We start from the raw sequence: 16,043 nt of genomic DNA on the forward strand, positions 1-16,043 counted from the left end.
CCCCTTATTGTCCTGCCATTCTACCACAATTGACCCGCCACAAAGAAAAAGGTCTAGTGCTAACACTAGACCAATTATTTTAAAAATATTTTAATTATGCTTCAATTTGGTCCAGGGTTTCTTGTAAATGCTGCATCGTTTGTTCTCGACCAATCAATTCAATTGATTCTGGCAACTCTGGTCCTTCCATTTCATGAGAAACCGCAATCCGAATCGGCATCCAAAGTTTGCGACCCCGAATCCCCGTTTCTTGTTGTACTGCTTTAATCGTTTGCAGAATTGCTGTTTTGTCAAAAATTGGTAATTTTTGAATCTTGTCACGAAAAGTGTGTAGCACAATGGGCGCAGTGTCATTTTGAATTTCAGCGAGGGTTGCTCCAGAAATTTGTTCTGGTTCGGTAAAGAAACCAGCCGCCATCTCGTTGATTTGAGCCATATAACTCATTTGGCGTCGATAGACATCAATTAATTTTCTGGCCCATTCGATGGTAGGTGCATCTGGATCAGCGGGAAGGTTTCCTGCTTTAATCAATTGCTGGAGAGCTAAATCGACGATCACGTCTTCATCAGAGTTTTTAACGTACTGGTTGTTTATCCATTCCAGTTTCTTCCCATCAAAAGTTGCGGGTGACTTACTCAACCGTTTTTCATTGTACATTTTGATAACTTGTTTTTGGGTGAATAATTCATCTTCTCCGACTGGAGACCAGCCGAGCAGAACGATAAAATTAAACAGTGCTTCTGGTAAGTATCCAAGTTCGCGATACTGCTCAATAAACTGCAATACCGTTTCATCACGCTTACTGAGTTTTTTGCCAGTATCTGCACTCACAATCAAACTCATGTGCCCAAACTTAGGTGACTCCCAACCAAAAGCTTCATAAATCATTAGTTGCTTTGGCGTGTTGGCAACGTGATCATCACCACGGAAAATATGACTAATCTGCATGTTATGGTCATCAGCCACCACCGCAAAGTTATACGTTGGCATGCCATCTCGTTTCACAATAACAAAATCTCCGCCAATGGTATCAGAATCAAAAGAGACATGTCCCTTTACCATATCATCCCACTCATATGTCCGCTGCTTAGGGACACGGAATCGAATTACCGGCTTTAACCCCTTAGCTTTGGCAGCAGTAACAGCTGCAGCCTGCTCAGCTGGAGTCATACCAGCATACTCATATTCATAATGAGGCATGACCCCACGGGCTTTTTGTTCCTCACGATCAGCTTCTAGTTCTTCTTCAGTCTTATAAGAATAGTATGCCAAATCCTCATCCAACAGTTTTTGAATCAAAGGTTGGTAGGTAGCTTGTCGCTCTGACTGCCGATACGGACCATAATCACCACCGACATCTGGACCTTCATCCCAATCGAGACCTAACCACTTCAAATTATCTAACTGACTTTTTTCTCCATCGGCAACGTTTCGTTTGGTATCAGTATCCTCAATCCGAATAATGAATTTTCCTTGATACCGCCGTGCAAATAAATAGTTAAAGATTGCCGTCCGAGCGTTTCCAATATGCAAATGTCCCGTAGGACTAGGCGCATACCGAACGCGAATTTTTTCATCTGCCACAGTTTTCGCTCTTTTCTATCATTAAATTTAGTTTTTCAGTTCATTTTACAATTATCAGCCCTAAAAATAAAGTTAGGAACTACTATTTTTTCAAGCTTAGCTGGAGGGCTTCTTTAAGGGTTGTCACTCCAACAACTTGTAGCCCCTGAGGAATTTCCACCAGATCTAAATTATGCTTAGGGACCAGCACCCGTTTAAATCCTAATTTGGCTGCTTCTCGCAAACGCTGTTCAATTCGATCAACCCGCCGAACTTCACCAGTCAAACCAAGTTCACCAATATAGCACTCTTTTACATCGGTACTGATATCTTCATAACTTGATGCAATACTGATTGCCATCGCTAAATCAATCGCCGGCTCATTTAGTTTAACGCCGCCCGCAGCCTTTAAATAAGCATCTTGATTCTGCAATAGCAGTCCTGCCCGCTTTTCTAAGACTGCCATAATCAATGAAACTCGATTTCGATCGACCCCGCTAGCCGTCCGCTGTGCGTTTCCAAAGACCGACGGAGTAATCAAGGCTTGCAACTCCACTAAAATTGGACGTGTGCCTTCCATAGCTACCACGATGGCGGAACCAGTTGCATTTTTCAACCGCTCTTCCAAAAAAATCTCTGATGGGTTTTGCACTTCTTGTAAGCCGTGATCAGCCATCTCAAAAATGCCTAGTTCGTTAGTCGACCCAAATCGGTTTTTAACCGCCCGCAATAGTCGATAAGCATGGTGCTGATCTCCTTCGAAATACAGCACCGTATCAACCATATGTTCTAACGTCTTCGGTCCGGCAATCGCTCCGCCCTTGGTCACATGCCCCACGATAAAAATTGTGATGTTATTCGTTTTAGCAATGTTCATCAAATCACTGGTTACTCCACGAACTTGTGCAACCGATCCGATCGCTGAGGTGACGGTACTTTCCTGCATTGTTTGTACGGAATCAACGATTACAACGTTTGGCTTCAGATCGGCAATTGCATCGCGAATCGCTGTCATGTCAGTTTCTGGAAAAACATACAGGTCTTCATTCTGGGGGATTTGTAAGCGATCTGCCCGCATTTTGACTTGATCAGCACTTTCTTCTCCCGTCACGTAGAGCACTCGTTTTTGCAGTTGGCTTAGTTCACCAGACACCTGCAGTAATAAGGTGGATTTCCCAATCCCCGGGTCTCCACCAATTAAGACTAGTGAACCAGGAACAATTCCACCTCCCAATACGCGATTAAGTTCTTGAGAACCAACTGTAAACCGAGGCGCTGCTGCGGCATTAACCTGATCAATTAACTGGGGTTGAACCTGCTTACCAGAAAAATTAACCCGAGTTGGATTAACTGCACCTGTATTTTCCTTGGCAATCGTTTCTTCTACAAACGTATTCCATTCACCACAGTTGGGACACCGTCCCAAATAAGTCGGTGACATGTAGCCGCAATTACTACAACTAAATTGTGTTTTTGCCTTACTCATCTAAGCTCCTAACTTACTTGCCAGAGGAACCAAACCCACCTTGTCGCTTCTTAGTCGGAAATTTTTCTTGATCTGCTCGCAAATACGGCATAAAAATTCCCTGGGCAATGCGTTCTCCCTTTTTAATTTTTCGATCAGTTAAACCCACGTTGACCATTTGAACAAAAATTTCACCCTCATTTTTTTCATTATTATAGTAATCCGCATCAATTATTCCAATCCCATTAGGAATGACTAACGACCGTTTTAACGGGTTGCTGGAACGATTGGCGACCACTAACACCTCATCTGGCTGCATATAAGCTTTAATCCCCGTAGGAATCAAAACTGGTTTTAGAATTTTTTGAGCGTTTTCAAGCTGCTCTTCGTCTAATGCACGAGCTTGGGCCAGTAATCGGATTGCTCGAAAAAAGCCGCGCTTCCAAATGGAAGGTAGTGTCATGTCAACTGAACTTGCCAAGTCGTAGCCAGCTGCTTGCTGGGTAGCTCGTTGGGGTAGTTCTAAATCCAAGGGAAGCGCCTTGGTAACAATTTCAAACCCACGTTTCACGATTAAATCCCTCCTTTTTCAACAATTTGATATTGCCATTTTACCAGTATTTGCCATCGATTAACACGACTTGACAAACTACGAAAATCCAGCCAAAATTAACTTCTGTAGATTATTAATCATTTATCATTGAAGGGAAACATCGATGGACAGCGAAACCATACAAAAACAAAAGGCCGAAGTTGCACAAGCCGCCGTCAAATATATCCAAAACGACATGGTAATTGGAATTGGTAGTGGTTCAACCATGTGGTACCTAATTGAAGAACTCGGCAAACGGGTGCAAGCCGGACTCCGAATTACGGGAGTGCCCACCTCGATTGCCACCAAAGCGCATGCTGAAAAACTTCATATCCCCTTAAAAACCCTTGATGAGATTGATCAAATTGACCTCACAATTGATGGTGCCGATCAAATTGATGATCACTATCAGGGAATTAAGGGCGGGGGAGCGTCCCACTTAATGGAGAAAATTGTCGCAACTAATTCCAAACGAAACATGTGGATTGTTGACGAAAGCAAACTAGTCCCCACCTTAACCTATCCTGTTCCACTTGAAGTCATCCCCTACGGTAGTCGCCAGCTGGAAAAACGGCTGCAAGCCCTAGGTCTCCATGCTAAAATCAGAAAAACAACTGATCAGCAATTTGTTACTACCGACTCTGCCAACTATATCATTGACTTATCTATAACTGCCGTTCCTAATCCAGCAGCCTTAGCCGACCAGCTCAATCAACTAGTTGGCATTGTTGAACACGGACTTTTCTTAGATATGGTCAATACCATTATTGTGCAACATGAAGACGGTCCGCAGATCATCAACGTTCGTTAGTTCAGGAGGAAATATCTATGAAGAAAGCAATTAAACCCGACCAAATTAAGCAGTATGCCCAAAAGCTTCGTCAGGATCCCACAGCGAACCTCGTGCGCCGAGCTGTTTCCCAAAATGGCATCTTAAAAAGTGCGGTAGAGCAGCGCCGAAAACCCGCCCTGACTCCTGTTTTTTCAATTGATGTGACTAATCAAAGCGTTTCTGATCAAAAACGCAGTGGGCGTTGCTGGCTATTTGCTGCACTAAATACGATGCGGAGCCAAATTGAAAACCAATTTAATGTGTCAAAAGACTTCGAACTTTCTCAAGTATTTGTATTCTTCTGGGATAAATTTGAAAAAGCAAATTATTTCTTAAATAACGTGCTTGCGACTGCTGATCGACCACTGACTGATCGCAAAGTCAACTTTCTTTTGCAACAACCACAACAAGATGGTGGTCAGTGGGATATGTTATGTGCTCTCGTTGAAAAGTATGGCATTGTTCCCAAAGATGCCATGCCAGAAACTGCTAACAGCGCTAATTCCAGCGAAATTAACCGAACGCTCAATACCAAGTTGCGCCACGATGCTGTTATTTTAAGAAAGATGCAGGCAGCTAATGCCACTGCTTCAGAAATTGCACATCAACAAGAAAGTATGTTGGCCGAAGTTTATCGTATGCTGGTTCTAGCATTTGGCGAGCCGGTCGAAAGCTTTGATTTTGAATATCGTGATCAACAAAATCATTACCAGATTGATCGTCATCTGACTCCCAAAACTTTCTTTAAAAAGTATATTAACCTTGATTTAGAGGATTATCTTTCAATTATTAATTCACCAACCGCCGACAAACCATTTGAAAAAACTTACACGGTTGAGTTATTAGGTAACGTCGTCGGTGGTCGTCCCGTTAAACATTTCAACCTCAGTATCGAACGACTCAAAGAACTTACCATCAAACAACTCCAAGCTAATGAAACGGTCTGGTTTGGCAGTGACGTTACTCAAGCATCTGATCGACAAGCCGGACTGTTGGATCCCGAACTATACCAGGTTGACGAACTAATGGGGACAAATCTCTCGCTCTCAAAGGCAGAACGATTAGATTACGGCGAAAGTGTTATGGATCATGCCATGGTAATTACTGGGGTTGACCTGGTCGATGGTCAACCCACCAAGTGGAAAATCGAAAACAGTTGGGGTCCCAAAGTTGGAACCAAGGGCTACTTCGTAATGAGCGATCAGTGGTTCGAGCAATTTGTTTACCAAGTTGTAATTAACAAAAAATATTTAAGTGCTACCGAACAAGCTGCTCAGCAGCAAGAACCAACGGTGCTTGCCCCTTGGGATCCAATGGGAACGCTCGCTTAACTAACGCTATCAGTTTTTAAGCAATTTTTCGCAAATTAAATTAAGGTTAACCGCAATCAGGCGGCTGCTTACTGACATTACGTCGATAAGTAGTCGCCTGTTTTTTGAAGTCATAAAAAACCGCAAAGTTAGCCATTTAACTTTGCGGTTCCGTTGACAAACTAACCATCCTAATGGCATTGCTACCTTTATGATAATACCTGTTTATCTAGAATTTGGAGCTGAGGATCAAAAGTATACACGATTGGCACTGCATTCAACACTTCAACTCCATCAATCCCGCAATCACTAATTTCCTCAATCCATTTTACTAAGGCCCGTAATGAGCTCCCATGGGCCACCACTAATTGATCCTGACCTGCACGTAACCGTGGGGCTAATTGATCCTGCCAATAAGGTAGTAGTCGATCTGACGCCATTTTTAAACTTTCAGCCCGGGGTTCGCGAATGCCTGCCATCTGATAACGTCGCAATCGAGGAACCTGATCCAACTGCGGTGGCACCGCCGCATAACTTCTTCGCCACTGTTGAAACTGCCAATCGCCAACCGCTTGACGCACCGTTGCTTTTTTTTGCCCCCGTAATGCTCCATAGTGGCGTTCATTTAGGCGCCAAGTCTTGTATTGCGGAATCTCAAGTTGGTGGATAGCTTCCAAAATTAGATTCTCAGATTCAATCGCCCGTTTTAAATAGGAAGTATGTGCTGCTTTAAACTGGATTTGTAACCGTCCCAATTTTTGCCCAGCAGTAAAGGCCGCTGCCCGCCCCCGTTCAGTCAGAGCAACGTCACTCCACCCCGTAAAGGTCTTCGTATAATTAGCCGTACTCTCACCATGCCGCACTAGAACTAACCGACTCATGATCCGTTCACTCCCTTCAATCCCATTAATTTTAGCATATCTTCGAGCATTTTTTTTAAAAGCAATTTGTTAAGATAAAGTTAAGTTAAAGGCTTTAGTGCCAACGTTTCTAGGAATAGTTTATAATGGTAAATAGACTAATTAAGAATGAGGTTAAATAATGGAAAATCAGGAGCATCCAAAGCAAAGTAACCGTCGAACTGGTCAAAATCATTTCATCAAAAATAATCATGATGACCAATCAAATCCATCTAAAACATCTTCCCCAAATGAGCGCGAACATCATCCGCTGGCTTGGACGATCATGGCCGTCATGTTACTGCTTTCAGTTTGTGGCGTGGGCTTTGCGTACAGCCAATACAATAACGCACAATCGTCCTTTAATGATTCTTACATGGCCGGAGGTAAAGATTCTAGAGACGTTAACTCCATCTTGAAAAATAAAAAGCCTTTTTCCATTCTCTTGATGGGGACCGATACCGGTGAGCTTGGTCGTCACGATAAAGGTCGAACTGATTCGATGATTCTCGCAACGGTTAATCCAAAAACCAACAAGACTTATTTCACTAGTATTCCTAGAGATACTAAAGTCGTTGTTCCAGGTGACTCACAACCTTATGAGAAAATTAATGCTGCTTATACAATTGGAGGACCTAGCAGCGCAACAGAAGTCGTTCATAAACTATTAAACGTTCCCGTTGATTTCTATGCCGTGGTTAACATGAAAGGCATCAAACAGATGGTGTCTGCCGTTGGCGGTGTTGATATTACTCCTAATCTAACTTTCCAATATGAAGGAATTAGTGTTAAAAAAGGAAAAACCGTTCACATGGACGGGCAAACTGCCTTACAATACACGCGTATGCGGCACGAAGACCCCTTAGGTGACTATGGACGCCAAATCAGACAACGACAAGTTTTACAAGCCGTTTTGAAAAAAGGACTCGCAATTTCTTCTGCACCACGTTATAGCGAAATTCTCAAGTCCATGAGCAAAAATCTCAAAACTGATTTAACGTTTAATGACATGATGACGGTTGGCTTTAATTATCGAGATGCCACCAAACACGTTGTTGAAAACGCCCTTCAGTGTGACAACGCAACTGTCGATGGTATTAGTTATCAAGTTGCTCCTGACCATGAACTCCTGCGAGTTTCTAACTACGTCAGAAGTTCGTTGAATCTCCCCACCGCTGACAAATTAACTGAGCAGCAACGGGCGATCAATTCCAACGAGGAAGCCTCCGCTGGAGACAGTCTTTTCACCAATGGCGAATCAGTTACCAAAAATCAGGAACTAGTCAAATAATTTAGCAATTAAAACCCCTGTTAAGTAGATAAAATTCTACCTAGCAGGGGTTTTAGTTTGCTAACAGCTCCATAGTCGCCAGTAGTTATCAAAAAAAAGAGATGTCAGCAGACATCCCTCGAATCTAACTATTCAATCGCTGTAACTAAAAATTACTAAGCTATTTTTTAATGCGGCCAAGAAGACTCGAACTTCCACCGAGAATAATCCCGACAAGATCCTTAATCTTGCGCGTCTGCCAATTCCGCCATGGCCGCAAATCAACATTTATAACTATATCAGTCTTTTGGCAAAAACACAAGGTTAAAATTTTGCTGCTGGCAGCAGAACTAACCTTCCCCGACAGCGACTACAAACATATTTTGTAACGTTTAACCGTCGTTGGCGATTATACTGTCGACCACAATCAGAACATTGGTAGCAATACCGATAATTTTTAGTTAAACGAGGAGCGTAGCGACTCCCTCCAACCTGCTGCAACAGGTGTTTAAATTCCGGTGTATTGTGTTTTCCAGAATAACCGGCCAGATGCAAATGATAGTGAACCAGTTCATGCTTAATAATCCCAGTTAAATTGGGGATTGAATCGGCCATTTTAGGGTTAATATCGATATCGTGACTGCGTAAATGATAACGACCACCAGTCGTTTGTAACCGCTGATTAAAGTATGCGCGATGTTGAAACGGCTTATTAAAAAATGTGTAAGAAATTTTTTCTACTAACTGTTGCAATTCTAGATTACTCATGGTTAGTTCCTCCCGCCGAACTTGGCATCCGTTACTCCGACCATCGCTACTAGTTAGAATACGTAACCTCCCAAGAACGCTAACAAAAAAACCTCGGTTTCCGAGATTTTAGCGGGTTTTCCAAAAGGTATCAAAAACAGTAACCGGTGCGTGGCGTTTGTGTGCCGTCCTTTGGTAAAGATTTTCAATGATTGCGGCCGGGCGCTCTGCAATGTCATGTCCCTCTAAGAAATCATCAATTTCTTGATAAGTTACCCCCAGTGCTGCTTCGTCGGGAAGCGCTGGACGCTGATCTTCTAAATCTGCCGTCGGAATCTTTTTATACAACCGTTCAGGAGCCGCAAGCATTTGCAACAGCTCTTTTCCCTGGCGCTTATCCAACCGCCATAACGGAGTTAAATCGCAGGCTCCATCACCAAATTTGGTATAAAAGCCTGTCACTGCTTCGGCTGCATGATCGGTTCCAAGAACCAGTCCACGCTGCGCTCCTGCAATCGCATACTGAGCGATCATCCGCTGGCGAGCCTTGATATTTCCTTTATTAAAATCAGAAACGGTTGCCCCGCTGGCTGTGACCGCTGCAACAGCAGCATCAGTGGCTGGCTTAATATCTATCCGAACCACTTGATCCGCTCCAATATATTCAATGGCTGCCATCGCATCCGATTCGTCCGCCTGTTCTCCATATGGCAACCGCACTGCAATAAATTGATAGGCTGTCGAGTGAGTTTCTTGCCGTAGTTCATTCATTGCCAGCTGAGCTAATTTCCCTGTTAAGGTCGAATCCTGCCCGCCAGAAATTCCCAAAACTGTCGTCTGCATTCCAGTTGCTTTGACATATTCCTTAATAAAGTCAATGCTTCGCCGTAACTCAGCCTGTGGGTCAATCTTTGGCTGAACTCGGAGCGCCGCAATAATTTTTTCTTGCTGTTGTCGTTGTGCTAGTTGCAAAATTATCACCTACTGTAATTTATGTTCCTGCCCATTATGAATTTCTGTAATCAAGTTCATTTTGTGATCCCATAATTTTTTTGAGAAATCAACTGGATACTCTTGTGGATTTAACATCCGTTTGTACTCAGGCCAAAGTTGTTCTTGAACCCGCTGGGCATGCTTTTTAATCTCCAGCAAGGTTGGTTGTTGGTAAACTAATTTTCCATCAATAAAGATGTCTTTTAAGAGTGGTTCGGCATTAAAATCATGGATTGTTTTATTAATGTACGTATACTGCGGATGAAACATGTAAAGATGGTCTGCATCCTGAGGATGTTCGGTTGCCAAAGCGACATAGTCACCCTCTGACTTTCCATCTTGTTTTTCCGTAATCCGCCATACCTGTTTTTTCCCAGGGGTCGATACTTTTTCAGCATTATTCGAGAGCTTAATCGTATCAATCATTTGCCCTCGATCATTTTCTACTGATACCAGTTTATATACAGCACCAAGCGCTGGCTGATCAAAAGCCGTAATTAACTTAGTTCCTACTCCCCAGGTGTCAATTTTTGCTCCCTGCATTTTCAAACTACTGATGGTATTTTCGTCTAAATCATTAGAGGCATAAATTTTTGCTGCTGGAAAACCTGCCCGATCAAGCATTTCTCGCACGCGCTTAGAAAGATATGCCATGTCTCCAGAGTCAATTCGAACCCCTTTAAAATTAATTCGATTTCCCATTTCTTGAGCCACTCGAATAGCAGTTGGAACTCCACTTTTTAATGTATCAAAAGTATCTACTAAGAAAACGCACTCATAATGTGTCTCAGCATAAGCTTTAAAAGCATCATAATCATTACCGAAAGCCTCAACTAATGAGTGCGCATGGGTTCCTGAAATCGGAATTCCAAATTTTTTCCCAGCTAAAACATTGGACGTCGCATCAAAACCACCAATGTAAGCCGCACGGGTTCCCCAGACGGCCGCAGCAACTTCCTGAGCCCGCCGACTGCCAAATTCAAGGAGCGGATCATTCCCAGCGACACTCCGAATCCGAGCGGCTTTGGTGGCAACTAACGTCTGATAATTAACAATGTTAAGTAAGGCCGTCTCGATCAGCTGACATTCCGCAATGGTTCCTTCAACCTGCAAAATTGGCTCATTATTAAAAACTAAATCGCCCTCTTTAACACTCCGAATATTGCCATGAAATTCAAACTGGCTGAGATAGTCTAGAAAAGCTGCCGAATAGTCCTGGTTGGCAGCTAAATATTCAATATCAGCTGCAGAAAAATGAAGTTGTTCAAGATACTCAATTACATGTTGCAAGCCCGCAAAAACTGCATAGCCATTTTGAAACGGTAGCTTTCGAAAATATACTTCAAAAACGGCTCGACGTTGCTGCATTCCCTTTTCAAAATAAGTCGCCATCATATTAAGTTCATAGTCATCCGTATGCAGCGTTAGATTATCCGAAACATCCCTTTTCATGCCTATCCTCCCAGCCGTAACTAACGATCGCTTGCCATTATTTTACCACATCTATGTTTTTCATAAGCGCTATGCTTGATTGAGATAAAATTCATACCGTGCAGCAGCATATTCTGATTCAACAATCTCAAACGGCTGGTGATTTTTCAAATAAGACTGCTGCCGTAATTTCAAAATTGGATCATGCAGTTTGATCTTCAATAGTGACGCAACTTCTTTGGAAGCTAATCCAGCTGAGATTGATTGTTTCACCCGAGCCGGCACAAGCCCCTTTTTTTGTTCTAACGAGCGATATAGAGATTCTGTTATTTCTGATTGATCCAGACCGTTTAAAAAAGTGGCATTCACTACGGTGGTTTCTAGACAAATTGGTACCTGATCTCCAAATCGTAATCTCTCCATCCGTAAAACTCGTTCATGCGCCGGTAGCGCTAATAATTCTGCTTCGCGAAATGATGGTTCACTAAATTTATACGATAACGTCTGACTAGCAGGTTGTTTTCCTTGAGCTAACATTGTTTCCGTAAAGCTCGAGATGTTCGCCATGTGTTCTCTAATTTTTTGGCTGGTAACATAGGTTCCCGAACCGACTGCGCGCCGGAGTAATCCATCATCGATTAAATTTTGGACCGCTTGGCGTAAGGTCATTCGGCTGACTCCATAATCCTCGGCAAGCTTTCGCTCTGAAGGAATCCGGCTACCAACTTGCCATGCTCCCGTCGTAATCTTAGTCTTCATATCGTTATGAATTTGAATGTAAACTGGTACGGTCATGACTTTCTCCTCGTCGGTTAACCCAAGTGTCCTGAATCTCATTAGAAATCACCACATCTGCTGATAATCTATCACAATTACTGGGGCTTTTGGCATGATAAACCTAATAAAAAAGCCGTCATAACCAGTGTTATAGCGACTAATCAAACTCTATAAAAGATAATAATTGGGCTAGCTGGGTTCGAACCAGCGCATACCAGGATCAAAACCTGGTGCCTTACCACTTGGCTATAGCCCAAAAATAAATGGAGGGGAGTGGATTCGAACCACCGAACCCGAAGGAGCGGATTTACAGTCCGCCGCGTTTAGCCAGACTTCGCTACCCCTCCAAGATGATTCAAACCACCGAATCAACATATATTATATTACTGGATTACAACTTATTCGTCAAGAAAAAAACAAAAAAAGTTCCGAAATTTCGGAACTTTTTTTATTCAACGCCATCCATTAATTTTAAAATTGGTTTAACAAAAAACAATAAAATTAAACTAGCAATAATTGCAATAATCCCAATGATCCCAAAATAAGCAACTTCTGTGCCTGGTTGATAAAAACGGGCAATTTGAGAATTGACTGCTTGACCAGCAGCATCAGCTAAAAACCACATTCCTAACATTTGCGAACCAAATGCTTTAGGCGCTAATTTAGTCGTCACTGATAAACCAATTGGTGAAATTAGCATTTCCCCAATTTCAATGATCGCCCAACTACCAACTAACCATAGCGGGTTGATTTTTGCATCGGATCCAAATAGTAACAAAGGAATCACCATAAATAGGAAGGACAGTCCCGCAAAAAAGATTCCCAAAGCAAATTTTCGTGGAGTACTTGGCTGCCGCTTCCCTAATTTTGTCCAAAGCCAAACAAATAGAGGGGTATACAGCATGATAAATAACGGATTTAATGACTGATACCAGCTCGGATCAATGTGTAACCAACCAAGATCATTGTTCGTCTGACTTTGCGCAAAACTAGCCAAGATACTTGATCCAGATTCCTCAATGGCCCAAAAAATCAGCGCTCCAATGAATAAAGGAATGTACGCAAGTACCCGCGAGCGCTCAATCGCTGTGATCTTTTTACTCCGTAACATCATGATAAAGTACCAAACTGGCGTAATCACTGCAATTAAACTCAACAGACTAACAAAACTATCCAAACTCAGAATCCTAAAACCAGCCATTACCAGTAGAATTAGCACAAAGGCGAATAGCCCAGCACACATGCGGAATAAAATTGTTTTTAATTCGCGGGGGCGAATCGGATCAGTGGGATGCAGCCCAATTTCACCAAGATGTTTTTTACCGCCAATGTAGTAAAAAATCAATCCAATCAACATTCCGACAGCTGCTAACGAAAAGCCAACGTGATAATTATAATTCGTTGAAGTCCAACCACAAATCAGTGGTGCTATAAAGGCTCCAAAATTAATTGCAAAAGTAAAAATCGTAAACGCACTTTCACTTCGTTGATCATCAGTACTATATAAATTACCAACCATATTTGAAATATTAGGCTTCAAGAGCCCGGTTCCCGTGGTAATTAACACTATCGACATTAATAACCCCCATAACCCAAAGGGGAGTGATAAGGCAATGTGACCAAACATAATCATGACCCCACCACTAAAAACCGTACGTCGACTACCTAAAATTCGATCACTAATGTACCCACCTGTGATTGTTGCTAAATATACCAAGGCTCCGTAAATCGCCATGATCGATAGGCCAGTAGTTTTGGCTAATCCCAAGCCACCGTTAGCAGCCGTTGCTAACATATAGTACAGTAGAATCGCACGCATTCCGTAATAACTGAATCTTTCCCAAAATTCAGTCCCAGCCAAGTACATTAATCCTTGGGGTTGACCAAAAAATGCATGGTCAGAATCCTTTTTATGTCCCAATTGGAGTTCCTCCTTTAATAAACCATCTTAAGAGCTCTGCTTATTTTTCTATCAATATAAAAAACCTCGAGCTCCTTTAAATTAAACCAGTCTCGAGGTTTTTTTAAGTGCTTTGTTTATGTTGACCATTTTATAATAAGTGGAAATATCGTTCTTGTTCCCATTGAGAAACGTTTTGACTGTAAGATGTCCACTCTAATTTTTTAGCATCTAAGAAGTTCTGATAAATATGCGTTCCAAATGCCTTTTCCATTAGTGGATCTGCTTCATATTCAACCAAGGCATTGTGCAAGGTTGCTGGTAATTTTTCAATATGATCTGATTTGAGTTCCTGACCATCCATGCTATAAATATTGCGGTCAATTGGGTCATCTGGAATAATCTTATTCTTAATTCCATCTAGTCCTGCTTCCAGCATAGCTGCAATCGCTAAATAAGGATTAGCCGAAGGATCAACACTCCGAAGTTCTAAGCGGGTTCCCTTACCGCGTGAAATTGGTACTCGGATCATTGGTGAACGGTTGGCGCCAGACCAAGCAATATAAACTGGAGCTTCAAAACCAGGTACTAATCGTTTGTATGAGTTAACCGTTGGATTGCAGACAGCCGTGAGTGCTTTAGCATGTTTTAACAAACCACCTAAGAAATAGTAAGCCGTTTGTGATAATTGATCCTTACCATCCTCGGCAAAAAATGCATTTTTGCCATCTCTATCAAAGAGCGACATATTCATGTGCATTCCTGATCCGTTCACACCGTTCAGTGGTTTTGGCATAAACGTTGCGTAAAGACCATATCGACGAGCAACTGTTTTCACAACCATTTTAAAAGTTTGAATGTGGTCAGCCGATGAGATGGCATTATCATATTCAAAATCAATTTCATGTTGACCCGGAGCAACTTCGTGATGAGATGCTTCCACGTTAAAGCCCATTCGACCTAATTCTAGAACCATGTCCCGACGGATATTAGCTGCTAAGTCCATTGGAGCTAAATCAAAATAGCTTCCATGGTCATTAAGCTTTTTAATCGGATTACCCTTTTCATCCATTTCAAACAAGAAGAACTCCGGCTCTGGTCCAATATTAAAATCACTAAAGCCCATCGCTCGCATTTCTTTTAAAACTCGCATTAAATTATTCCGCGGGTCTCCCAAAAATTCTTCGCCAGCAGCGGTATAAACACTACACGTTAACCGAGCTACTTTTCCATGCTCGTCTCCCCAAGGGAACACCATCCAGGTGGACAAGTCCGGTTGTAAATACATGTCGCTTTCTTCAATCCGCACAAATCCATCAATTGAGGAGCCATCAAACATCAATTTACCAGCTAACAGCTGATCTAATTGACTAATGGGGACTTCCACATTTTTAACCGTTCCCAATAAATCAGTGAACATCAAACGAAGGAACCGCACGTCCTCGTCTTTAATCATTTGTTTAATCTTTTCAGGTGTATAGGCTTCTGTTTGTGTCATTTCCACTCTCCTTTGAGATCAGTTCTATTAAAATTGTGAATTGCTGTTGGGATATAAGCCACCTGCACGTAAAATATCATCTCGCAAGTACTCACGAACTCGATTATCACTAACTTGTCCAGCTTTTCGTTTTTGCTGCTGATTTTTTCGTTTGCTCTGCTTGGTATAAACTCGCTTAATTTGGTCAATGTTCATACCTTCTGCCAGATAATCTTTGATCTCTAAAATTCGATCAATGTCATTAAGCGAATACAGCCGACGATTAGTAGAAGTTCGTTGTGATTGAACCAAACCATGATCATCATAGTAACGAATTTGACGTGCCGTCAATGAAGTTAATTTCATCACGGTTCCCATCGGTAAAACTGCTAATGATCGTCTGATTACTTTCTCACTCATCTGCCAACAGCTCCTCATTGGTTTTATTTTAACGACCCGAGCAGATTTCGTCAATGACATGTGTTACAAAACGTTACATATGCCCTAGATGCTTTAACCATGCCATTGTTTTAAAAAAAGACCAGTTCAAATGAACTGGTCTTTTTAAAAAGTTTTAATAGTATTATGCCGACTAGAGGATTCGAACCTCCGACCCCCGGTTTACGATGCCGATGCTCTACCAACTGAGCTAAGTCGGCGGAATAATATTGATTGACTCCGACAGGCGGGCTCGAACCGTCGACAACCTGATTAACAGTCAGGTGCTCTACCAACTGAGCTATGTCGGAATAAACGCGTGGCAACTTCCTATCCTCGCAGGGGGCG

At 42.3% G+C, this 16,043-nt stretch carries 14 protein-coding genes and 5 tRNA genes; 3 read left to right on the forward strand and 16 right to left on the reverse strand.

Annotated elements, in window-relative coordinates; genetic code table 11:
- Positions 1-94 precede the first annotated feature (94 nt).
- The 3 genes from gltX to FC87_RS00990 all read right to left on the reverse strand — a co-directional run bounded on the left by gltX (position 95) and on the right by FC87_RS00990 (position 3,600).
- Positions 95-1,585, reverse strand: coding sequence for a glutamate--tRNA ligase (gene gltX, locus FC87_RS00980; protein WP_056961350.1), 1,491 nt, complete (start codon positions 1,583-1,585; stop codon positions 95-97).
- Positions 1,586-1,667: 82 nt separating this feature from the next.
- Positions 1,668-3,050 (reverse strand): DNA repair protein RadA, encoded by a 1,383-nt coding sequence (gene radA / locus FC87_RS00985; RefSeq protein ID WP_009167420.1) that lies wholly within the window; start codon positions 3,048-3,050, stop codon positions 1,668-1,670.
- A gap of 13 nt (positions 3,051-3,063) precedes the next feature.
- A complete protein-coding gene (locus FC87_RS00990; protein ID WP_009167421.1) occupies positions 3,064-3,600 on the reverse strand; it encodes a dCTP deaminase/dUTPase family protein in 537 nt (178 codons plus the stop codon).
- Positions 3,601-3,745: 145 nt separating this feature from the next.
- On the opposite strand from FC87_RS00990, the gene rpiA reads away from it, so the two are divergent.
- Positions 3,746-4,432 carry a ribose-5-phosphate isomerase RpiA gene (gene rpiA / locus FC87_RS00995; protein ID WP_035422016.1) on the forward strand — a complete coding sequence of 229 codons (687 nt, stop codon included), beginning with the start codon at positions 3,746-3,748 and terminating at the stop codon, positions 4,430-4,432.
- Between the two features lie 17 nt (positions 4,433-4,449).
- Positions 4,450-5,784, forward strand: coding sequence for a C1 family peptidase (locus tag FC87_RS01000; RefSeq protein WP_009167423.1), 1,335 nt, complete (start codon positions 4,450-4,452; stop codon positions 5,782-5,784).
- A gap of 188 nt (positions 5,785-5,972) precedes the next feature.
- Here the strand turns inward: FC87_RS01000 and FC87_RS01005 are convergent, their stop codons facing one another.
- Positions 5,973-6,644, reverse strand: coding sequence for a 2,3-bisphosphoglycerate-dependent phosphoglycerate mutase (locus FC87_RS01005; protein ID WP_035422013.1), 672 nt, complete (start codon positions 6,642-6,644; stop codon positions 5,973-5,975).
- A 160-nt stretch (positions 6,645-6,804) separates the two neighbouring features.
- Between FC87_RS01005 and FC87_RS01010 the strand changes: the two genes are divergently transcribed.
- Positions 6,805-7,953, forward strand: coding sequence for an LCP family glycopolymer transferase (locus tag FC87_RS01010; RefSeq protein ID WP_035422011.1), 1,149 nt, complete (start codon positions 6,805-6,807; stop codon positions 7,951-7,953).
- Positions 7,954-8,124: 171 nt separating this feature from the next.
- On the opposite strand, the gene FC87_RS01015 is transcribed toward FC87_RS01010, so the two are convergent.
- The 12 genes from FC87_RS01015 to FC87_RS01070 all read right to left on the reverse strand — a co-directional run bounded on the left by FC87_RS01015 (position 8,125) and on the right by FC87_RS01070 (position 16,006).
- A tRNA-Leu gene (locus tag FC87_RS01015) sits at positions 8,125-8,210 on the reverse strand.
- Between the two features lie 46 nt (positions 8,211-8,256).
- Positions 8,257-8,700 carry a SprT family protein gene (locus tag FC87_RS01020; protein WP_035422008.1) on the reverse strand — a complete coding sequence of 148 codons (444 nt, stop codon included), beginning with the start codon at positions 8,698-8,700 and terminating at the stop codon, positions 8,257-8,259.
- Between the two features lie 108 nt (positions 8,701-8,808).
- Positions 8,809-9,651, reverse strand: a complete 843-nt coding sequence (gene nadE, locus FC87_RS01025; RefSeq protein ID WP_054689826.1) for an ammonia-dependent NAD(+) synthetase — start codon at positions 9,649-9,651, stop codon at positions 8,809-8,811.
- Between the two features lie 9 nt (positions 9,652-9,660).
- Positions 9,661-11,124: a nicotinate phosphoribosyltransferase gene (locus FC87_RS01030; protein WP_054689823.1), complete on the reverse strand. Its 1,464-nt coding sequence runs from the start codon at positions 11,122-11,124 to the stop codon at positions 9,661-9,663.
- A 69-nt stretch (positions 11,125-11,193) separates the two neighbouring features.
- Positions 11,194-11,898 (reverse strand): GntR family transcriptional regulator, encoded by a 705-nt coding sequence (locus FC87_RS01035; protein ID WP_009167429.1) that lies wholly within the window; start codon positions 11,896-11,898, stop codon positions 11,194-11,196.
- Between the two features lie 166 nt (positions 11,899-12,064).
- A tRNA-Gln gene (locus FC87_RS01040) sits at positions 12,065-12,136 on the reverse strand.
- An 8-nt stretch (positions 12,137-12,144) separates the two neighbouring features.
- Positions 12,145-12,227, reverse strand: a tRNA-Tyr gene (locus FC87_RS01045).
- Positions 12,228-12,328: 101 nt separating this feature from the next.
- Positions 12,329-13,801 (reverse strand): peptide MFS transporter, encoded by a 1,473-nt coding sequence (locus FC87_RS01050; RefSeq protein WP_056961351.1) that lies wholly within the window; start codon positions 13,799-13,801, stop codon positions 12,329-12,331.
- A gap of 130 nt (positions 13,802-13,931) precedes the next feature.
- On the reverse strand, positions 13,932-15,278 hold the full coding sequence (gene glnA, locus FC87_RS01055) for a type I glutamate--ammonia ligase (RefSeq protein ID WP_056961354.1): 1,347 nt from the start codon (positions 15,276-15,278) through the stop codon (positions 13,932-13,934).
- A 27-nt stretch (positions 15,279-15,305) separates the two neighbouring features.
- Positions 15,306-15,677 carry a MerR family transcriptional regulator gene (locus FC87_RS01060; RefSeq protein ID WP_054689820.1) on the reverse strand — a complete coding sequence of 124 codons (372 nt, stop codon included), beginning with the start codon at positions 15,675-15,677 and terminating at the stop codon, positions 15,306-15,308.
- A gap of 166 nt (positions 15,678-15,843) precedes the next feature.
- Positions 15,844-15,916 (reverse strand) — tRNA-Thr (locus FC87_RS01065).
- A gap of 17 nt (positions 15,917-15,933) precedes the next feature.
- Positions 15,934-16,006 (reverse strand) — tRNA-Asn (locus FC87_RS01070).
- Between the last annotated feature and the right edge of the window lie 37 nt (positions 16,007-16,043).

The organism is Fructilactobacillus florum DSM 22689 = JCM 16035 (assembly GCF_001436645.1).
In the GTDB taxonomy this organism is placed as follows: domain Bacteria; phylum Bacillota; class Bacilli; order Lactobacillales; family Lactobacillaceae; genus Fructilactobacillus; species Fructilactobacillus florum.